The sequence below is a fragment of the Pedobacter sp. B4419 genome, from assembly GCF_059693725.1.
The window spans coordinates 2,065,504-2,085,373 of the sequence record NZ_JCASSL010000002.1; the positions used below are offsets into that span (position 1 = coordinate 2,065,504).

Consider the following 19,870-nt stretch of genomic DNA (forward strand, 5'->3'; position numbering starts at 1 on the left):
TAATGCAAAAAAGGTTTGTCATTAGGTTTGTTAATCATATCTTAGAAAGAAATCTTCTGTTGCTTGTTAAAATTTGGCTTAGTCGATTTAATATCTACCCTTAACTAAAAGAAATTAGCTGATGAAATTGTTTTTTAGCGAAACGCAGCAGAAAGCCATCAATTCAATCTGGATAGTAGGAATCATTATTGCATTCCTTTATTGTAGCAATTATTTTGTTGATAACTACGGCCCAGACAATACCTTCTACAACTATTTGTGGGAAGCAATCAACTGGTTTCTGCACAGCTTGATTTTTGCCTGGTACTTTTATAGGAACAAGCAGGTTGGCAAAGGCATTGTACTGCAGCTGCTGTTTGTCCCTTACTATATTTTTAAAACAGATTGGGCGGCTTATCTTGACTATCATCTTGATTTTGATAACAGCGAGCTGATTTATCAAAGCATACGACTGATCTCCTTTTTGTTGCCTTTGCTGTTTTTTACGGTTTCTTATTTTAAAAACGAGCAGGCCTTGGAAATCAAGTCTAAGGTGAAGAGGTTTTTGGCGCAGTTTTTTCTGGTACTGGTGCTGATGTATGCCATAGATTCGGATCCCGATTCGCTGTATAAATACGTAAGCAGCGATTCGCTTTATACCAAAGATGCCATTGTTTCATTTATTTTTCTGCTCATTTCCTACAAAACGGTTTGTGCATTGGTTGGCTTTTTGTACTTCTCGAACAGGATCTATTCGTTCAAAAAAGTAATCAATCCTATTGATGAACAGGCTATACCCAGCAGCTTCTTTAAATGGGGCTTTATTGTTTGCTATCCCATCTTAATGTTTACCGTTATTGATTTGGGGGCCTCGGTATTCTCTATTTCTTTCTCCTTTTCGAAATTAGAAATAGCAACAGTGGTTTACCTGTTATTTAGCCTGATTGTGCTATTGCTGGGCGGGCGGTTTTTTGGCAGCCTGATCCAATACCGCAATTATAGCCTCAAAAAATATTTTGGCGTCATCAACTCGCTTTCCTTACTGCCGATATTCAATTTAATTCCTTTCTTAGTCCTGTTGCTATCGGCTAAAAGCGGCAATGCAATTGGTACCTATATTGGCGGATTAAAAAAGAAAAGAAATATCCATTTGCTGATTTACTGTGTTCTTTTGCTGTTTTTTACGTTGTATGTGTATTTCAAAAGAGATGCAGAGATCAGGGATGTATCGGTTTTTTACAAACTGATTGTTTATGTAGTGGCCATTATTTTGGTGAGCAGGTTTAAAATAGCAACCAAGATTGTTCCTTTTCTGATGTTGTTGATCTTAAATTTCAGCGACCTTAAGGAGTTTTTCGATTTTGCAAAGGGCCTGCTGTTCTTTTTGAAAGAGAAAATCGTCACCTTCTTATGGCTGGGCAGCGTAGCGGTGTTCTTGTTGTACTACGTGCTGTATTATGTGCTTCACAAATCTTTTTACACTTCTTACTTTGAGCGCAGAAACGAAGAAGAATTTGAAGCTTACATCGAAAAGTTTCAGCAGGATTAGTGTTTTGATGGAAGAGATGAGAGGTAAAATGGAAGATGGAATTGAAAGCTCTGTTACGAGTGGGATGCCCGATCAGCATACAACATGACGATTCGAGAAGAAACTAAATAAACCACATCTTAGCTAAACGTTGTAAAAGCTAACCCTTCTTTCTCAGGATAACTGAAACCTCATCCCTTAAAAATCCTTCGCCAGCATATTTAAGTTTAAAGTCGAAGTTGTATTTGCCATCACGTGGTGCGGTAAAGCTGGCGTTTTCTGCTTCGTACTCCCATTTGGTGTAATAAACCGTCGAATCTTTTTCGGTGCTGCTGTTGGTTTGATAAGACTCTTCGCTTTTATGAGAGTTGATGATGTGCTTGCCATCGATCACCCTAATACTGTCGTTTCTTAGCGATTCGCCTCTATTTTCGATGTTGTACCTCAGGCTAACGCTAGGGCTCATCATATCGTTATTGGTTGATACCTTAGACCAAATGGTAACCACATCGCCTTTTTTAAGGTCAACGTCTTCGGCCGAGGTAATTTGGTTGGCCTTTAATCCTATCTCTCCAATATCTTCTCCCACTGGATTGCAAGAAGCAAAGCCTAGCAGGAGCAGCATAGCGATTGCATTATTTTTGAACATTGGTTTCGGTTTTGAACTGTGCATATTAGTTGATCGCTAAAGTGTACTTCTTGCTGAAGTAGTTAAACATTTTAACAAATAAATTGACATCGTCTGCCGACCAAGAAGACTCGGTAGTGATGAAAAAATCCTTGCCTTTGTAGTTGATCGGACAAACTACAGTATATGCGGTACGTATCTGTCCACCATAATCTTCTGCCGAGGCTTCTATGATATAAGCGCTGTTGTCTTGCCTTATTTTATAGTGGTTGCTGCTGCTGAAGTCGAAAATCTGGGTGTTGCTAGTCAATTGCAAGCTGCCCAGCTGGTTTGCCTTAACGGCATCAACAAATCTATAGAAGTCTAACTGCGTTGGGCCAGATGGCCTGTAGAGCTTAATAAGCCCATTTGAATTATCAGTGCCAATGGCTGTTTCTTCGTTTTCCTCCATAAAGAATTTCAGCTCTTTTGACGCTTTCTTAAAGACGTTTTGAAGGATATTGCTTTCAATCACCGGGCTGTTTTGCACGTATTCTTCCCAGCTGTTAAAAGTTGCAGGTGCAGGTTTTTGCTTCATCATGCTTTTGGCATTCTTAATCAAGTGCAAAAACAGGTCTATCTTATCTTTTTTCTCAAATTTTTGGCTCCAGCTCATTTCTGCCTGGTAAACTATATAGCTTTTGTGCGCTGTATCGTAATCGAAATGAACGCCCGCAAAACTATCGTCGTGTTCAAATATAAGGCTGTTTTCGTCGCTATAATATTCAAAGCCTTCTGCCATATTAGCCTTAATGTCTTTTATCGTTAGCAAAGACGCATCGTTTTCTGGAATGATGGATATTCCCTGGGTGTACAGTTGGCTTCCCTTGGTAAATATATTGTTCAGCACAATATACAGGTAGCCGTCGCCAAGCTTGGTAAGGTCTATTTTGCCAAGTTTGTCATCGCCCGCAGTTAAGTCCTTGGTAGATACCTGCATGGTATCATATGTGGTATTTTCTGGGATGTTCAGTTGGTATTGTTTAATCGAAATGGTTTTTAGAGGCAATTTTGCATGCATCACCTTTTGAAATTCGGCATTAGAAACCGCTTCTTTTTCGATGTACGGGATGCTGTTTTTGTCTTCTTGCACTATTCTTTTGCAGCTTTGCAAAGCAAGGAACAATAAAATCAGGTACATGAACTGATTCCTTTTCAAAGGGGGGAGTATTTTTCTAAAATCGGTAGCCATATCTTGAAATGTTCGATAAGATAGTCAAAAAATATAATTTGACCAGTTCTTACTCTTTGTTTTTGGTATCCATTAAAATGGTAACGGGCCCATCGTTTAACAAACTAATCTTCATATCGGCTCCAAAAATGCCGCATTGTATCGTTTTGCCGATCAGCTTGCCTAACTGGCTGATCATTTCTTCGTAAAGCAGAATGGCTTTTTCTGGACGTGCAGCGCGTGTAAAGCCCGGCCTGTTGCCTTTTTTGGTTGCTGCGAATAAGGTAAATTGGCTAATGAGCAAAATATTGCCATCAATATCGGCCAGTGCTTTGTTCATCAATCCGTTTTCGTCACCAAAAACCCGCATATTGGCTATTTTTTGTGCCAGCCAATCTAGGTCTTCCTGAGTATCGGTTTCCTCAACGCCCAACAATACCAGAAAACCATTGCCTATTGCGCCGGTAACTTCATTAGCTACTGTGCAACTTGCTTGCGTTACGCGCTGAATAACTGCTCTCATATTAGATTAAAATGCTAATTTTAGCTGACGGAGCCTAAGTTCCATCCAACCGCTGAAAATAAATAAAAATAGACAGATGAGGTACAAGTATATCCTGTTTTTTATACTGCTGCTTGCTGCCTGCCAACAAAAAAGGGAGGTGCACAGTACATTTTATTATTGGAAAACGGTATATAAGCAAAATGCCAACGAGAATACCTACCTGCAGCAACTGCACAGCAAAAGATTGTTCGTACGCATTATGGATGTAGATACGGAGCAATGGAATGAACCTGCGCCAATTGCGCCCATCAGCTTTGCCGACCCCTTGCCAGATAGTCTAGGCATAGTACCTGTTGTGTTTATCGTGAATGAAGTATTTACAGCTAAAACCGATGCCCAGGTAAGGCAATTGGCCGCCAATGTAATGCGCTTTGTAAAGGGCAAGGTAGCGCAGGCAGGCAAAAAGGGCTGGCTCGAACTGCAAATGGATTGCGATTGGACGGCAAGCACTAAAAAGCAGTATTTTCTGTTTCTAACCGAAGTGGCCAAACTCAATAATGGCAGACAGCTATCGGCTACCTTGAGGTTGCATCAATTAAAGAACCAAACCAGTACCGGTATTCCGCCAGTTAACAAGGTATTGCTCATGTGCTACAATATGGGTAATCTGAGGAAGCCGGGCAAGCAGAATTCTATCCTCGAAATAGAAGAACTTAAAAAATATGCCGGCAAAAACCTGGGCCTTTACCCTCTAGAAATGGATGTGGCTCTGCCTTTGTTCAGCTGGGCAGTTGCCTTTAGAAACAACCGCTACATCGGCATTACCAAAAGACTGAATTTAGCCGACCTTAAAAACCAGACAATGTTTGTCCAAAATACTGAAGGTTTGTACGAAGCAAAAACCGATTTGCCACAATTTGGCTTAAAGAAACGCGACGAGGTAAGGTTTGAAGAAAGCAAGCTTGAAAAAGTACAGGAAGTGGCGCAATATTTGTCGCGTTATTTATCAGATAAACCTGTTAATTTAGTGTTCTATCATTTAGACACCGAACTCCTCAAAAACTACTCCCCTCATGAACTGGAAAAGATCAGCGATTTGCTGCGTTAGTTTTCTTGCCATTTTTTTTGGCGAAATTGCCATAAATATTGCCTGCGGACCTGAACAAGACCCTTACGATTATTATGTGTCTTATTTTCACAACAACGTGCAGGGCGATGACTATGTGCCGTTTTCGTTCAACAGTATGGTGGCGCTATACAGCGAAGAGGAGGTGGTGAGCGAAGCCGAAATCAACAGTGACGAGTGGGCCGGTTATTTAAAGGTTAAAAAGGAAGATGTGCTCAAGGCCATGTACCAAACAGATAGTGCAACGAGCGTGAAACTGGCCTCCTTTGTCGGTAATACCATAGATGAATTGCCAGACAGCCTGCAAAACAATTCCTTTTTGGCAGCGCTGACCAAAAATACAAAGGCCATGGGCTACTATGCCTACGCCAAAAGTTGCGAGCCCTTTGCTACGGTTAACTTTGACCCTTGGAACCCCGTAGTTCGCGATAGCTCGATGATGGTTAAAAAGGCACAAGAAGGCTTAGCGTTGTTGCGCAAGGCAGGCAAAGACGATTTCCTGAAACTGAGGTATGCCTACCAGGCCGAGCGCTTGTTCCACTTTGCCGGCAATTGCCAAGAAAGCAAAAATACCTATGAGCAGTTTATTGCACCCATTAAAACCAATAGCGCGGCCAAGGGTTGGGCAATGGCGATTTATGCGGGCTCAGTACGCTATACGGGCAATCCTGCCGAAGGCGCGTTCCTCTATTCGAAAGTTTTTGCAAGCAACCCCGAAAGGCGCGTGCAGGCCTATAAGAATTTCTTTTATACCAGCGCTCCAGTTAACGAGGTTTTAAAATATGCCAAAACCAATCAAGAAAAGGCAAGCGTATTGGCCATTAAAGGCTTTGGCAATCCAGAGCCCCAGCTAGAAACCCTGCAACAGGTTTATCAATATGTGCCATCGAGTCTGCTTAACGGCGCTTTACTGGTACGGGAAGTGAACAAGTTGGAACAAGACCTGATTAAGGATAATGCTAGTGCATACAGTTTTAATGAAACTTATTTTGCCCGCTACAATAGGGCAGATGCCGATAGCACGGTAGCTTCCAATAAGCAACGACTGGCGAAAGTAAGAGATTTTGCCTTGCAATTGGCCCGCGACAAAAAGTATCCGCAACCCGAGCTGGGTACCGTTACCGCCGCTTATCTTTCGTGGATGGAAGACAAGCCGTTTCAGGCACTGTTGTACCTACAGGAAATTAAATCGACGGCCAAGCTGTCCGAAAAACTGAAGGACCAGATACGCATTATACAGCTTTTGTGCGAAGCTACCAAAATTAAAAAAGGTGTGGCTTTTAACGAGAACGAGTTGTTGCCCGCACTTAAATGGTTAGATGGCAAGCGCTACGCAGAAAACCCGGAACAAGCAAAAGACGATCGTTACAATTGGTCGGAACAAAATGATCGCTTTACTACAACCACCAGAAATTTTTACCAGCAAATATTGGCACCCGCCTATCTTAAAATGGGCGATACTGCTAAAGCTGCCTTGGCCATGCTCAAAGGCGATTTAAAATATAGAAAGACTGAAGAAAGCCTGGGATTTCCAGACATGAGCTATCAGACGCTTTCTTTTTGGCAAAATTATTTGGGTCCAAAAGCCGTGCAGGCTTTGGCTAAAACGAAAACAGCGCCCCAAACCGATAACCTGAATGGCTTGCTGGCCAATGGCTTTGCAAAGCTAAACAACGACGGATTTTACGAGCTCTGTGGCACCGTTTACCTTCGTGCGCACCAATATGCCAAAGCCTTAACCTGGTTTAACAAGGTTAAAAATGCTTCGGCTTTTTTCGAAGCTTCTAACTGGTATGCCGATGAGAAAATGTATTCGAATCCTTTTGCTGTGACCATTAACGATTATCCAAAACAATACGTTTCGTTAGGAAAGCAGATCAACAAAAAAGATTTCGCCAAAGAAATGGCCCGTCTGCAGCAACTGCTGATAAGCGATAAGAAGAACGCAGCGGCGTACTACTATAAAATGGCCAACGCCGTTTACCAAACGGGCTACTATGGTAATGCATGGTTTCTGATCAGCTATGATTGGAGCACTTACTCCAATTACAGCAAACCGGTATATAATTATGATGCCGATTTTAAATTGGCCAAAACCGCTAAAACCTGGTATGCCAAGGCAAGGAGCTTAAGTACTGATGCCAATTTTAAGGCCAGGTGCACCTTTATGCTGGCAAAGTGCGAACAGAAGCGGATCATCATTGCAAGCAACTACGATGATATGAATTGGTATAGTGGCGATTATAAGGCTAAGCAAAAAAGCTTTATGGCCAAAAACTTTAACAATCCATACTTTAAGGAGCTTAAAGCCAGTTATGCCAAAACGCCTTTCTATAAAATTGCGGTGAGCGACTGTAGTTATTTAAGAGAGTTTTTGAGTAGTTCGACAGTTCGAAAATAACTGGAGAGCTCTTCATTTTTTCTTAGGAGGATCCTGAAAGATAGGGTGGTTTGCGAATCTTTTTTGAAAATAATGTTGCTGCACATCGGCAATTGTAGTCCTTCTTTCCGCTTTACTCCATTGCATTCCGTGCTCGCTCCAATAAGGTTTATGGAACGAAGGTAGTGGTTCTGTTCTCGAATTTTTGTGCTGTCCTTATTGGTCTCTTACTCAACAAATGCTTTTACTCCGACTACAGACTAACCTCAAGCCCTCGTATCATTGCCATGGTAAATACTTAGATAGCTTTCGTAGCGGCTTACTTCTATTTCGCCTTCTTCTACAGCCTTGATTACGGCACAGCCCGGTTCGTTAATGTGCCTGCAGTTGTTAAAGCGACATTGATTTAAACGATCGCGCATCTCTACAAAATAATGGCTCAGTTCTGCAGGTTCGATGTCGAAAACGCCTAATTCGCGTATGCCTGGCGTATCGATCAGGTAGCCACCAAAAGGCAGGGCATGCATTTCGGCAAAGGTAGTGGTATGCTGTCCTTTGTCGCTCCACTCAGAAACCTCGCCGGTTTTAATTTCAAAACCCGGCAACAGCGCATTGATCAGGCTAGATTTGCCTACGCCCGAATGGCCCGAAAATAAAGTGGTTTTATCTTTTAACAAATCTTTGATCTGTTCAATATTTGTGCCTTTAAGGGCCGAAACTGCATAGCAAGGATAGCCGATGTTTTCGTAAATGGCTTTGTACTCGTCTAAAATTTCCAATCCTCTCGGACTAAACAGATCTAGTTTGTTAAAGATGAGCGAAGTTGGAATATCATAAGCCTCGGAGGTTACCAAAAAACGATCGATAAAGCCTAGCGAGGTGCGTGGCGATGCTAAGGTCACGATCAAAAAAGCCTGATCTAAATTGGCTGCAATGATCTGTGCCTGCTTAGAAAGGTTAATGGATTTGCGAATGATATAGTTTTTGCGGTCCTGCAGCTTGTCTATCACGCCGGTATCGGCATTGGGTTCCAGCTCAAATTCAACCTTGTCGCCCACGGCAATAGGATTGGTGGTTTGGATGCCCTTGATCCTGAACTTGCCTTTGATGCGGCAATCGTACGTTCGGTCATCTTCGGCATAAACCTGGTACCAGCTTCCGGTTGATTTAATAACTAATCCCTGCATATTGAAGCGTAAAGGTAAGAAAATTGTTCAACTCATGGTCTGTGGCTCACAGACCGTTTTGTCATGATGTATGAAGTAGTGTCCTGTGCGCCACAGGACACGGATGCTAGAAATTTTGCAGGCCAATAACTAAAAGCCCTATTTTTGCAGAATTGATTATATCGAAACCAATGAAACCAACATATGTTATCCAGCCCGCTATTAAGCACGATTATCCCGAATTGATCTCTATTTGGGAAGCAGCTGTAAGGGCAACCCATCATTTTTTAAGGGAAGAAGACCTGCAATTGTTTAAGCAGCTGATTTTTGACCAGTACTTTGATGCGGTTGATTTATATGTTGCTAAAAACAATCAAGGCCAGCTGTTGGGCTTTATGGGTATAGTGGAGCATCACCTCGAAATGCTCTTTGTGCACCCCGATGCGCACGGAAAAGGCTTGGGTAGATTCTTGATGAATGAAGCTTTGCATCAATTTAACATCACCCATGTCGATGTAAACGAAGCCAATGAAAAGGCCCTACAGTTTTACCTGCATTTTGGCTTTGAAGTGATCAAGAGAAGCGATACCGATGGCTTGGGCAAGCCTTATCCAATTTTGCACTTGGCTTTGAAAACGACGGTTTAATCTAATCCAACTCCATGGTCTGTGGCTCACAGACCGTTTTGTCATGATGTATGAAGTAGTGTTCTGTGCGCCACAGGCCATGGAGAGGTGGTGAATCCCAATTCCAAATTCCAACTTCAACTCCACGATATGTGGCTCACAGGCCGTTTTCAACTATAAAGGCCACGAAATAATTAGTGTAATTGTCGTATCTTAAAGGTAAACCATCTAACCTAAGAATGTTAACGCCATACACAAACCCGATAAGAAATTCGAGAATGGACCTGACCGAGGTTTATTTTTGGACATCAACCATTAAAGATTGGAAGCATTTGTTGAAAAGAGACGAATATAAAGAACTGATCATAGCCTGCCTTCGAGAACTTGTTGAAAAAAAGCTAATTGTAGTTTATGCGTTTGTAATTATGCCAAACCATATCCATCTAGTTTGGGAAATGATCAAGAAAAACGGTAAAGAAATGCCCCACGCATCTTTTAACAAAAAAACAGGTCATGAATTAATCAAAGACCTAAAATTAAACCATCAGCAATTATTGCCACTTTTTAAGGTAGAAGAAGGAGAAAGACAATATCGGATATGGCAGAGAGATGCACTTGCTATTTTGATGGATAGTAGAGTAAAAGTTGAGCAAAAAATAGAATACATCCATCTAAATCCTTTACAGGAAAAATGGAGCTTGGTCGATACACCTGAAAACTACCAATGGTCGTCGGCTGGTTTTTATGAAACTGAGACAGATCATTTTGGGTTTATTACTCATTATTTGGAAAGGTTTTAGGCTAAGTTTAAACTCCAAACTCTAGGGTCTGTGGCTAAGACCGTTTTAAACAATGGTTCTTTTGTAGGTGTCCTGTGGCGCAGAGGCCACGGAAAAAATAAATTTATTCTCCATGGTCTGTGACGCACAGACCATTTCCATTTCAATAGTAATCTTGGCTCGGTATCCTATTCGCCAGGCCACGGATAAAAAAGGGTAAAAGCTTACAAATCAATTTTTTGAAAATAAATTTCACAAAAGCCTTGACATTGCAAAAAATAATCTTCTACTTTACGGTGTACAAAATACACCAACTAATTACAATGATTTTTAACTCTTCGATTATTACCATTATTACCTCAACAACCGGCAAACACCGGATGGGGAGATGCTAGTGGTATAACTGAAGCAAAATATACTAGAAGCGCCCCGGAAAACCCGGGGCGCTTTTTTTTTAACCCGTTTATGATGAAGATTTTAAAATTTGGAGGTACTTCCGTAGGTTCGGTAGCAAGCATTAAAGCTTTGCTAGGCATTGTTGAGCAAGAGTGTCAAAGCCCTGAAAAGCCCATTGTGGTGCTATCGGCAATGAGTGGCGTAACCAACCTGCTAACGGCAATGGCCGAAAAGGCAGCGTTATCTCAAGATTATGGCGAAGAGCTCAAAGCCATAGAACAGCGCCACTTTGATGTGGTAAGGGCATTGTTGCCTGCTGCGGCGCAAAATCCGGTGCTGACCAAGCTTAAAATCTATTTCAACGAACTGGAAGAGCTGTTGCAAGCCGTTTACAACCTGCAAGAGCTGAGCCTGCAGGCCAAAGACCTGGTGCTGAGCTATGGCGAACGTTGCAGTACGCTGATGGTGAGCCACATTGCCAAACAAAAATTTCCTGAAGCGCTTTTTGCAGATGCATCGCAATTTATTAAAACAGACAGCAATTTTGGACAGGCAAGGGTAAACAACCAGCTGACCGACTTTTTGGTAAGGGATTTTTGCCAAACCAATGCCGATAAACTGCTTTTCGTAACCGGATTTATTGCCAGCAACGAAGCCAATCGGGTAACCACTTTGGGCAGGGGAGGCAGCGATTATACAGCCGCTATTTTGGCGTCCGCACTAGATGCCAGCGAAATCCAGATCTGGACCGACGTAAACGGAATGATGACTGCCGATCCGCGCATGGTGAAAAAGGCTTTCTCTTTAAACGAGCTCAGCTATATCGAAGCCATGGAGCTTTCTTATTTCGGTGCCAAAGTCATCTATCCACCAACCATGACACCGGCCTTCCTCAAAAAAATCCCGATTGCCATCCGCAATACTTTTGAGCCCGAGTTTGCAGGTACTTACATCCGTCATGGCGCAAAGCCATCGGCATTGCCCATCAAGGGCATTTCATCGATAGACGAAATTAGTATCATCAATTTGGCGGGTAGTGGCATGGTAGGCAAAGCGGGTTTTAGTGGGCGTCTGTTTTCTTTGCTGTCGCGAGAGCAGATCAATGTGGTATTGATTACACAATCATCTTCAGAGCATAGCATTACCTTCGCGGTTAAGCCTGCCGATGCGGTAAAAGCCGTACAATTGATCAATAAAGAGTTCGACTTAGAACTTCAGGCCAAAAAACTGGATGCGCCAGAAGTAGAAAACGGCTTGGCGGTATTAGCCATCGTAGGCGAAAACATGAAACGTACCCCAGGCATCTCTGGCAAGCTGTTTCATGCCCTGGGCCGTAATGGGGTGAACGTACATGCCATTGCCCAAGGCTCGTCAGAATACAATATTTCGGTAATTATTGCCAAAGCCGATCTATCAAAAGCGGTCAATGCCGTGCACGATGCCTTTTATACTTCGCTCAATAAAACCCTGCATATTTTCTGTTTGGGAACCGGGAACATTGGAAAAACCTTGTTTAAGCAATTGCAGGTACAGATGCCTTTTCTGGCCGAAAACAACGACCTGCAGGTGAAGGTAATGGGCATCAGCAATACCCGAAAAATGTTGCTGAGCATTCAGGGCATTGCACTCGAAAATTGGGAGCAAAGCTTAAACGAACAGGGCGAACAGGCCAATTTGGAAGATTTTGTAGCCCAAATGAAAGCCCTAAACCTGCCCAATTGCGTATTTGTAGATAACACCGCCAGTCCTTTGCCGGTTCCACATTACCAAGGAATCTTCGAATCAAGTATTTCGGTAGTTACCTGTAATAAAATTGGCAACTCGGCAAGCTTGGCCCAATACGAAACCTTTAAAAATACGGCCCGTAAATATGGAGTCGATTTTTATTATGAAACCAATGTCGGTGCCGGCTTACCCATCATCAGAACACTTAGAGACCTAATGACCAGTGGAGATAAAGTAGCACGAATCGAGGCAATTTTATCGGGCACTATTTCTTATATCTTCAACCACTTTAAAGGCGATGTGGCTTTCCATGAAGTGGTAAAGGAAGCGCAAGATAAAGGCTATACCGAACCCGATCCGCGCGACGATTTGAATGGCCGTGATTTTATGCGCAAAATGCTGATCTTGGCCCGCGATGCCGGCTATGCCTTCGAAGAGCAAGATGTAAGCATTGAAAGTATGTTGCCTGATGCCTGTCTGCAAGCGCCAACCGTGGCCGATTTTTATGAACAGCTAGCAGCCAATGCCACTTACTTTAACCAATTGAAAACCGAAGCCGAGCAACAGAAAAAAGTGTTGCGCTACATTGGCAAGCTCGAAAACGGCAAGGCCGAAATCACCCTTCAAATGGTTGATGAAAACCATCCGTTCTACATGCTTTCGGGGAGCGACAACATCATCTCCTTTACTACAGACCGTTACAAGGAAAGGCCATTGGTAGTAAAAGGACCAGGTGCCGGGGCTGAAGTAACTGCTGCGGGCGTATTTGCTGATATCATTAACGTAGGAACCTCAAATTAAAATGACACATTTAGAAACCGCACAAAAAATACGGACTGCCGTTGACCGTGCCTTTGACAATTTTGATGACATAAGCGACGAGGCATGGAATGCAAAGCCGAACCCTGAGAAATGGTCGAAAAAAGAACTGTTGGGCCATTTGGCAGATAGCGCCATGAATAACCTGCGTCGTTTGGTAGTGGGCCAATATGAGCAGGAAACCAAAATTGTTTACCATCAAGATGAGTGGGTAGCTTATCAGGATTACCAATCGGCTAGCCTTGATGAAGTTAAAGCACTTTGGAAGCTGCTCAACCATCAATATTGCAGGGTTATCGAAAACATACCGACAAACAAGCTGCAAAATGTATGCGATACCGGAAAAGGAAAGGTAGAACTGCATACGCTGGCTTATTTCATAGAGGATTACTTAGTGCACCTCGATTACCATTTAAAGCAACTTTTCCGCTAACAGTTCTCAACCTTAAAACATGAAAGAAATAAAAGTATTTGCCCCTGCTACCGTTGCCAATGTGGTTTGTGGTTTTGATGTGCTCGGCTTTGCCGTTAATGAGCCTGGCGACGAGGTCATCATGCGTTTGGTTGATGAGCCTGGCGTTCGTCTGCTTAAAATTACTGGCGATGAAGGTCGCTTGCCCCTCGATTCGAACAAGAATACGGTGAGCGCCAGCGTGCAACATTACCTCAAACACCTCAACCGGTTGGACATAGGTGTAGAAATCGAATTGCATAAAAAAATGCCGATTGGCAGCGGCTTGGGCTCGAGCTCGGCCAGTACGGTAGCGGGTTTGTTTGCCATTAACCAGTTGATGGGTAATTTGTTAACAGCAAAAGAATTGGTTCCCTTTGCCATGAAGGGCGAAGAATTGGCATGTGGCTATGGCCATGCCGATAACGTGGCGCCTGCTTTAATGGGTGGTTTTGTACTTGTGCGGAGCTATGATCCGTTGGATTTGGTGGCTTTGCCAACACCCAGCAATTTATTCGCTGCCATTGTTTACCCTGAAGTAGATGTGCCCACCAAAGATGCACGTCAAATGATCCGCAGCAAAGTGTTGCTTAAAGATGCCGTAACCCAATGGGGTAATGTAGCCGGTTTAGTGGCCGGTCTTTGCCTAAACGATACCGAATTGGTAGGTCGGAGCATGAAAGACGTATTGGTAGAGCCGGTTCGGTCAATCCTGATCCCGGGTTTTGAGCACCTGCGTGAGCTGGCCATGGAAAATGGCGCTTTAGGCTTCGGGATTTCTGGTTCAGGCCCTTCGGTTTTTGCCTTAACCAAAGACGAGCAATCAGCAAAAGCGATTACCAAGGCCCAGCAACAGCACCTCAATAAACTGAACATTAACAGCAAGGCATTTGTATCGGCGGTAAATGCCGAAGGACCGCGCGTATTATAATACTAAGTGGATGGTTAAAGGTTTAGAGGCAGAAGGTGATGTACTCTTAAACCCTCAACCTTCCTGCCTTCAACCTTTTTAAACAAGGCAGATGGTTAAAGATAGAAGTAGGTATGTTCTTTACCCTTCAACCTTCAACCTTCATACCTTCAACCTTTTTCAAAATGAGACTATATTCAACCAACAATAGAGATTTACGTGTTTCTTTTCAGGAAGCGGTGTTTAACAGCATGCCCCAAGATAAAGGACTATACATGCCAGTAGAGATTCCCAAACTAGAGCAAGAATTTATCGATCATATTGAGGATTATACTTTTCAGGAAATTGCCTACAGGGTAGCTTCGGCCTTGTTGGGCGATGAAATTCCCTATGCCGATTTGCGCACCTTGATCAATGAAGCCATCAATTTTGATGCGCCAGTGGTGAAGCTCGATGAGCAGACCTTTGTGCTCGAATTGTTCCATGGGCCTTCGTTGGCTTTTAAGGATTTTGGAGCAAGGTTCATGAGCCGGATCATGGCTTATTTTCTAAAAGACGGCGAACAGCTACTCGATGTGCTGGTAGCTACCTCTGGCGATACTGGTGGAGCTGTTGCTTTGGGTTTCTTGGGCGTACCCAATACCCGCGTAACCATTCTTTATCCAAAAGGGAAGGTAAGCGACGTGCAGGAATTGCAACTGACTACCAATGGACAAAACATCAGGGCAATTAGCGTGGATGGTACTTTTGACGATTGTCAGGCTTTGGTTAAACAAGCCTTTGCAGATGAAGAACTGAACAGCAAGTTTAGGCTAACCTCAGCAAATTCTATCAACATCGCTCGATTGGTTCCACAGGCTTTCTATTATTTCAATGCCTACGCCCAATTAAAAAGACAAGGCTTTAATGAGGTCGTATTTGCCGTGCCGAGCGGAAATTTTGGAAATATTGGTGCCGGGATGCTGGCCTACAAAATGGGCTTGCCGGTAAAACAGTTTATTGCGGCCACCAACGCTAACGATACCGTACCCCGTTTTTTAGAATTGGGGATTTACGAAACCAAGCCTTCGGTACAAACCTATGCCAATGCCATGGATGTTGGTGCGCCGAGTAATTGGGTTCGCATTATGGATTTGTTTGATGGCGATGTAGCAAAACTCAAGGCTTTGCTTAAAGGCTATCGTTTTACAGATGAAGAAACACTGGAAGGAATGCAAGCTATTTTTGAAAAATACGCTTATATCGCCTGTCCGCATACTGCTATTGCCTGGCTGGCTGTGCAGGCTTATGCACAAGAAAACCCAGATGATGACGCTGCTAAAGTCTTTCTTTCTACCGCACATGTATGTAAGTTCCCTGAAGTTTTTTCTGCCGAGATGCAACAGAAATTAGTCTTACCAGAACAGATCCGCTCAATTAAAGATAAAGAGAAGCAATACGAAGCGCTAGGCAAGGATTTTGAAGGGTTTAAAGGGTATTTGATGAGTAAGGGTTCTTCTTAAAACCTGACTATACTAGCTAAGGATTTATAATTAAAGTAGCTGGATTACAAATCCAGAGCTATTGGGGTCGAGATGACACATCCCGACCAACGCAAGATGCTGGTGGGGAAATGCTTTCCCGATCTTACTAACTGCGGATTTGCAATCCGCTTTCAAATAATTGATTATATTTAGTAATGGCCTTTAAGTACCAGGTAGCAGATCAGAATGGAATTTACTTCATGACTACAACTGTTGTAGGTTGGATTGATGCGTTTACCAGAAAGGAATTGGCCGAAGTCGTTATCGATAGTCTCATCTATTGCCAAAAACATAAAGGTCTTATTATTTATGCCTGGTGCCTTATGCCTAGCCATCTTCATTTTATTGGAAGTGTCGAAGAGGGCAAAAATCTATCAGATGTAGTAAGGGACTTTAAGAAATTTACTTCAAAACGAATAGTAAGTACTATTAAAGAAATTAACGAAAGCAGAGATTGGATGTTGAATAAGTTCCAGTTTGCAGCCAAGACTCATCCTAAAAACGAAGAGTTTAAATTTTGGCAAGATGGATTTCATCCGATCGAACTCTTTAGTCCCGATTTTGTAGATCAAAAACTAGCTTATATCCATCAAAATCCGGTAGCAAGTGGATTGGTGTCGCTGCCTGAACATTACTTATATAGTTCGGCAAGCAGTTATGCTGGAGAGTTGGGACTGATTGATGTGGTTTATTTGACGTAATTCATGTTACTGGATTACAAATCCAGCGTTATTGGGGTCGAGATGACACATCCCGACCAACTCGCTAACTGAATCCCAACGCTATCATTTCCACTTATCCAACCCATCCCAATATTCGGTCAGGTAATTCTTCATGCTTTCTGGAAGCTGCTGAAAATTGGTGCTATAGATGGTTATTTTATCCTTGGTTTCTGAAATGGTATAGCTTTCGTTCTTGTAAAACAGCAACAGGTTTACCGCTAGCTGTTTTTGCATCGCAGCATCATGGAGGCTATAAATAAACAGTGCGTCTACCTGTTTATCCTGGTCGGCATCAAAAAAGGCTTTTCTGTTTTGCCAAATGCTAATGGCTCCGGGGGCGGCGATGGTCTTTTCGTGCACCAGTTTCCATTGCTCGTTTGCTTTGCTGAATTTCTGAAAGAAAAGCGTATCGGGATTGCTGCCCGACTTTACCTTAGAAAAAAGAAAGATGTTTTTGCTGCTCGGATCGTCAACACGGTCAGCCATCATCGCCCTGCTGCCTTTAAATTTAAAAGGGGCGTCCTTTAGGCTCTCAACCGAAATTGAGCTAACCGAAATTTGAGCCTGTGCAAAATTGAAAAGAAAAAGCGCAAATAGAGAAAAGAGGGATGTTTTCATGAAATGAATAGCTTAAACACGTAAAGACATAAACGCTAAAACAGGTGGTTTTGTGTTTGATTTCTAAATAAAAAAGAGGAAGTTTTAAATGTTGCTAGAAATAACATTTAGGCCTAGAAGACTTGCTGGTGATAAAATAATATCCAACAGATATTTCATGCGAGCCGTAATCATACCTTTGCAGCTTGGTTAAGCTGAAATCATAGCCATAACCCAGCCTGAAGTTTTTACTTACAAAGAATTCTGCAATTAGGCCAACCGCTGCCGGATTGGGCAAATCTGATTGCCTCGGGTCTTTATTGTTCGTTTGTATCGAAGTACGGTAAACGCCACCTAGCCAAAGACGTTCGTTGAACAAGAAAAAAGCATTCAGATCTAAGGAAGCGGGCGCCTTAAAATCGTTTTTTAGCAAAAAAGTTGGTCTAAATATCACATTTTCATTGATCGGCACAGCCATGCCTGAAGTTAAATAGAAATGTGGCTGCGGTTTCAGGCTTACAATTTGGTTATTAAGAGATAATGAAAGCCTTCCGCCCAACAGATTGGTGGCAGAAGCCCCTATAAAAAAGCTGGGACTGGAATAGAATATGCCTGCCCTAAACTCTGGAACGAACTTGCTTTCGTTGCCTACGGGTATGTGCGTGTCGCCTTGCTCTGCAGGATCTAGCAGGTTTCCATTTATTCCCATCTGGCTCATACCAGCACCCAAACCAAAGGCCAGCACCTTAGTCTCCCTATGGTCGAGCGTAATGCGATAAGAAAAATTACCGACAGCACTTAATGAATTTTGGGCGCCGATATTGTCTTTATTGATGATGAGGCCAAGGCCTATTTGCTGAAAATAAACGGCTTCATCTGCCGAAATCGAATAAGTTTGTGGCGCACCCTTGATACCGGTCCACTGCATCCGGCTAAAAGCTTGCAAATACAATTCTTCCTTATAGCCAGTGTAGGCCGGATTGACATGCATCTGATTGAAAATATATTGTCCAAATTGGGCATCCTGTTGTGCAAAGACGCTTATTTGGCTAAACAATAGCAATACGTAAAGTAATAGGTTCCATCTCATATCCTCTGCATTTTGGGCTTATCTCAATAGGGTAACATAACCTTTTTGCTCAATCCACGGCTGCTGGCCATTACGTACTTTAATGATATAAAAGTAGGTGCCGTCGCTGAGCTCGCTGCCGTTCCAGTCGTTTTTGTAATTTTTGGTTTGATAAACAGTGCTTTGCCAACGGTTGATGATGGTAAGCTGATTTTCTTCAAAAGAGTTGAGATTGTCAATTGTAAAAGTGTCGTTTTTCCCGTCGCCGTTTGGAGTAAAGACATTGTGTACGTGTAGGGCGCCAATTTGCTTGTGGTCTGTGGCAGTATTGTTGCTTAATTTAGGATCTTGTTCTGTAGCGCTAACTTGGGCTGTATTGCTTACCTTGCCGGGCGCTGTAGCTTTTACCTTTAGCTCCAGCTGCACAGTATTATTAACTGCCAGCGCTGGAATTAACCAGTTTACCGTTCGCGTATCGGACTTGTAGTTGGCATCGCCAGTTATTGTCCACAAACTTTCGAAGATCAGGTTTTCAGGCAGGACATCGGCAACATTTACGTTGGTCGCATCTTTTGGACCGTTATTGCGGGCAGTAAGGTAATAGCTGAAGCTTTGGTTGCTTAATACATCCCTCGCCTCTGATCTTTTGGTAATGGCCACATCTGCGCTTGGAGGTTCTTCTATAATGATTTCGATTTCTGTTGCATCCGATTGGCAATTTGTTGCGTTCTGGGCTAAAACCTTATAGATGCCGCCTTCGCCTACGCTTAGTGTAGCGATGGTTTCTCCTTTGATCAGCACATTGTCTTTATACCAAACATAAGATGTGGCATCGGTCGCGTTGGCACGCAATACGGCCATGCCCCCTTTTTTAAGGAGGTATTTTTGCCGTGGGGTTACATTTTGACCGTACGCTTCCGGAGACAAAAACACTAAAGCAAAAAACATTAAGACATAAAATCTCAAGTTCATGTAATGCTATAGTGGCAGCTTATAAACCTACTGGGGTAGCTCCGGTTACGGTAACATTTGGTGCCGTTGGCTTAGGATTGATGGTAATTGTTTTATCTGCCAAGGCCATACAGAAGTATTTGTCTGTACCGGCAATATTTACTTTGTAGGCAGTCTTTAATCTATAGGTATAGGTGCCCGCCGATAAATTGGCAGCTGGTGTGTAGTTTTGGCTTGTTGCGCCGCTAATGGCCTGTTCGGTGCCTCCGTTTACAGTGTACCATTGGTAGGCCAGCGTTGTGGCATCAGTGGTAGTGGCTGTTCCGGCTTGTTGTACAGGCGATACGGTACAGAAATCCTTTGCCACAAAATCAACAGATAGTGGCTTGAATTTATAAACCGCAATTTCTTGGTAAGGAGTTTCGCACAGTGTAGGATTGGTGGCATTGGGTACACCTTTGAGGTAATAATATCCTGTTTTTGTTGCGGCTTCGGCCAGTGTGTTTGGAGAGCCAAGGGTTATCGATGCGGTAATGTCGGTAATGCCTGGTGCAGCTGCCGGATCGTCTGTTGGGACATTTACTTTGGTGGCACTGTAATACAATTTAATGTCGTGAGTGCTGGGAATGTTGGTGTTATCAAATTTGAGGTCTCCACCATCGCAAACCAATATGGCATTTGCGGTTGCAGAAGTGACCTGGGCCTTGACACCAATAGCAAAGAATAGAACAACGAAAGCTAAGATCGTTTTCAGAGGTAAATAGGTTTTCATAATAGGGA

General features: G+C 42.9%; 18 protein-coding genes. 10 read left to right on the forward strand and 8 right to left on the reverse strand.

Annotation, left to right across the window (positions count from 1 at the left end; translation table 11 throughout):
• Positions 1–121: 121 nt before the first annotated feature.
• The gene (locus tag AC570H_RS20465; RefSeq protein ID WP_497358394.1) at positions 122–1,528 is read left to right on the forward strand and encodes a hypothetical protein; all 1,407 of its coding nucleotides are present in this window, start codon (positions 122–124) and stop codon (positions 1,526–1,528) included.
• Between the two features lie 139 nt (positions 1,529–1,667).
• On the opposite strand, the gene AC570H_RS20470 is transcribed toward AC570H_RS20465, so the two are convergent.
• The 3 genes from AC570H_RS20470 to dtd all read right to left on the reverse strand — a co-directional run bounded on the left by AC570H_RS20470 (position 1,668) and on the right by dtd (position 3,868).
• Positions 1,668–2,156: a hypothetical protein gene (locus tag AC570H_RS20470; RefSeq protein ID WP_497358396.1), complete on the reverse strand. Its 489-nt coding sequence runs from the start codon at positions 2,154–2,156 to the stop codon at positions 1,668–1,670.
• Positions 2,157–2,181: 25 nt separating this feature from the next.
• Positions 2,182–3,333, reverse strand: coding sequence for a hypothetical protein (locus AC570H_RS20475; protein WP_497358398.1), 1,152 nt, complete (start codon positions 3,331–3,333; stop codon positions 2,182–2,184).
• A gap of 82 nt (positions 3,334–3,415) precedes the next feature.
• Positions 3,416–3,868 (reverse strand): D-aminoacyl-tRNA deacylase, encoded by a 453-nt coding sequence (gene dtd, locus AC570H_RS20480; RefSeq protein ID WP_497358400.1) that lies wholly within the window; start codon positions 3,866–3,868, stop codon positions 3,416–3,418.
• A 76-nt stretch (positions 3,869–3,944) separates the two neighbouring features.
• On the opposite strand from dtd, the gene AC570H_RS20485 reads away from it, so the two are divergent.
• On the forward strand, positions 3,945–4,958 hold the full coding sequence (locus AC570H_RS20485) for a hypothetical protein (protein WP_497358402.1): 1,014 nt from the start codon (positions 3,945–3,947) through the stop codon (positions 4,956–4,958).
• Positions 4,924–7,377: a hypothetical protein gene (locus AC570H_RS20490; protein ID WP_497358404.1), complete on the forward strand. Its 2,454-nt coding sequence runs from the start codon at positions 4,924–4,926 to the stop codon at positions 7,375–7,377. Before AC570H_RS20485 ends, AC570H_RS20490 begins: the two co-directional genes overlap by 35 nt.
• A gap of 245 nt (positions 7,378–7,622) precedes the next feature.
• Here the strand turns inward: AC570H_RS20490 and rsgA are convergent, their stop codons facing one another.
• Positions 7,623–8,543, reverse strand: a complete 921-nt coding sequence (rsgA, locus tag AC570H_RS20495; protein ID WP_497358406.1) for a ribosome small subunit-dependent GTPase A — start codon at positions 8,541–8,543, stop codon at positions 7,623–7,625.
• Positions 8,544–8,713: 170 nt separating this feature from the next.
• Here rsgA and AC570H_RS20500 point away from each other — a divergent pair, with 170 nt between their 5' ends.
• The 7 genes from AC570H_RS20500 (at position 8,714) to AC570H_RS20530 (ending at position 16,452) form a co-directional block, all read left to right on the forward strand.
• Positions 8,714–9,169: an acetyltransferase gene (locus AC570H_RS20500; RefSeq protein WP_497358408.1), complete on the forward strand. Its 456-nt coding sequence runs from the start codon at positions 8,714–8,716 to the stop codon at positions 9,167–9,169.
• Between the two features lie 314 nt (positions 9,170–9,483).
• Positions 9,484–9,948, forward strand: coding sequence for a transposase (locus tag AC570H_RS20505; RefSeq protein WP_497358410.1), 465 nt, complete (start codon positions 9,484–9,486; stop codon positions 9,946–9,948).
• 447 nt (positions 9,949–10,395) lie between these two features.
• Positions 10,396–12,849: a bifunctional aspartate kinase/homoserine dehydrogenase I gene (gene thrA / locus AC570H_RS20510; RefSeq protein ID WP_497359188.1), complete on the forward strand. Its 2,454-nt coding sequence runs from the start codon at positions 10,396–10,398 to the stop codon at positions 12,847–12,849.
• A gap of 1 nt (position 12,850) precedes the next feature.
• On the forward strand, positions 12,851–13,300 hold the full coding sequence (locus tag AC570H_RS20515; RefSeq protein WP_497358412.1) for a DinB family protein: 450 nt from the start codon (positions 12,851–12,853) through the stop codon (positions 13,298–13,300).
• A 19-nt stretch (positions 13,301–13,319) separates the two neighbouring features.
• Positions 13,320–14,249, forward strand: a complete 930-nt coding sequence (locus tag AC570H_RS20520) for a homoserine kinase (RefSeq protein WP_497358414.1) — start codon at positions 13,320–13,322, stop codon at positions 14,247–14,249.
• A 164-nt stretch (positions 14,250–14,413) separates the two neighbouring features.
• Entirely contained in the window at positions 14,414–15,730 is a 1,317-nt protein-coding gene (gene thrC / locus AC570H_RS20525) for a threonine synthase (protein WP_497358416.1), read from the forward strand.
• 176 nt (positions 15,731–15,906) lie between these two features.
• A complete protein-coding gene (locus AC570H_RS20530) occupies positions 15,907–16,452 on the forward strand; it encodes an REP-associated tyrosine transposase (RefSeq protein WP_497358418.1) in 546 nt (181 codons plus the stop codon).
• An 84-nt stretch (positions 16,453–16,536) separates the two neighbouring features.
• On the opposite strand, the gene AC570H_RS20535 is transcribed toward AC570H_RS20530, so the two are convergent.
• From AC570H_RS20535 to AC570H_RS20550, 4 genes are all read right to left on the reverse strand, one after another.
• Positions 16,537–17,091, reverse strand: coding sequence for a hypothetical protein (locus AC570H_RS20535; protein WP_497358420.1), 555 nt, complete (start codon positions 17,089–17,091; stop codon positions 16,537–16,539).
• A gap of 94 nt (positions 17,092–17,185) precedes the next feature.
• Complete coding sequence (locus AC570H_RS20540; RefSeq protein WP_497358422.1) at positions 17,186–18,160, reverse strand: PorP/SprF family type IX secretion system membrane protein; 975 nt, start codon at positions 18,158–18,160, stop codon at positions 17,186–17,188.
• An 18-nt stretch (positions 18,161–18,178) separates the two neighbouring features.
• Positions 18,179–19,000, reverse strand: coding sequence for a T9SS type B sorting domain-containing protein (locus AC570H_RS20545; protein WP_497358424.1), 822 nt, complete (start codon positions 18,998–19,000; stop codon positions 18,179–18,181).
• Between the two features lie 130 nt (positions 19,001–19,130).
• A complete protein-coding gene (locus tag AC570H_RS20550; protein ID WP_497358426.1) occupies positions 19,131–19,862 on the reverse strand; it encodes a hypothetical protein in 732 nt (243 codons plus the stop codon).
• Positions 19,863–19,870 lie beyond the last annotated feature (8 nt).

What these genes read in the sequence shown, in the direction of transcription:
- dtd (WP_497358400.1), bottom strand. Translation starts at nt 3,868, where the DNA reads ATGAGAGCAGTTATTCAGCGCGTAACGCAAGCAAGTTGCACAGTAGCT.
- AC570H_RS20515 (WP_497358412.1), top strand. Translation starts at nt 12,851, where the DNA reads ATGACACATTTAGAAACCGCACAAAAAATACGGACTGCCGTTGACCGT.
- AC570H_RS20485 (WP_497358402.1), top strand. Translation starts at nt 3,945, where the DNA reads ATGAGGTACAAGTATATCCTGTTTTTTATACTGCTGCTTGCTGCCTGC.
- AC570H_RS20535 (WP_497358420.1), bottom strand. Translation starts at nt 17,091, where the DNA reads ATGAAAACATCCCTCTTTTCTCTATTTGCGCTTTTTCTTTTCAATTTT.
- thrA (WP_497359188.1), top strand. Translation starts at nt 10,396, where the DNA reads ATGAAGATTTTAAAATTTGGAGGTACTTCCGTAGGTTCGGTAGCAAGC.
- AC570H_RS20470 (WP_497358396.1), bottom strand. Translation starts at nt 2,156, where the DNA reads ATGTTCAAAAATAATGCAATCGCTATGCTGCTCCTGCTAGGCTTTGCT.
- AC570H_RS20540 (WP_497358422.1), bottom strand. Translation starts at nt 18,160, where the DNA reads ATGAGATGGAACCTATTACTTTACGTATTGCTATTGTTTAGCCAAATA.
- AC570H_RS20530 (WP_497358418.1), top strand. Translation starts at nt 15,907, where the DNA reads ATGGCCTTTAAGTACCAGGTAGCAGATCAGAATGGAATTTACTTCATG.
- AC570H_RS20520 (WP_497358414.1), top strand. Translation starts at nt 13,320, where the DNA reads ATGAAAGAAATAAAAGTATTTGCCCCTGCTACCGTTGCCAATGTGGTT.
- rsgA (WP_497358406.1), bottom strand. Translation starts at nt 8,543, where the DNA reads ATGCAGGGATTAGTTATTAAATCAACCGGAAGCTGGTACCAGGTTTAT.
- AC570H_RS20545 (WP_497358424.1), bottom strand. Translation starts at nt 19,000, where the DNA reads ATGGCCGTATTGCGTGCCAACGCGACCGATGCCACATCTTATGTTTGG.
- thrC (WP_497358416.1), top strand. Translation starts at nt 14,414, where the DNA reads ATGAGACTATATTCAACCAACAATAGAGATTTACGTGTTTCTTTTCAG.
- AC570H_RS20500 (WP_497358408.1), top strand. Translation starts at nt 8,714, where the DNA reads ATGAAACCAACATATGTTATCCAGCCCGCTATTAAGCACGATTATCCC.
- AC570H_RS20490 (WP_497358404.1), top strand. Translation starts at nt 4,924, where the DNA reads ATGAACTGGAAAAGATCAGCGATTTGCTGCGTTAGTTTTCTTGCCATT.
- AC570H_RS20550 (WP_497358426.1), bottom strand. Translation starts at nt 19,862, where the DNA reads ATGAAAACCTATTTACCTCTGAAAACGATCTTAGCTTTCGTTGTTCTA.
- AC570H_RS20465 (WP_497358394.1), top strand. Translation starts at nt 122, where the DNA reads ATGAAATTGTTTTTTAGCGAAACGCAGCAGAAAGCCATCAATTCAATC.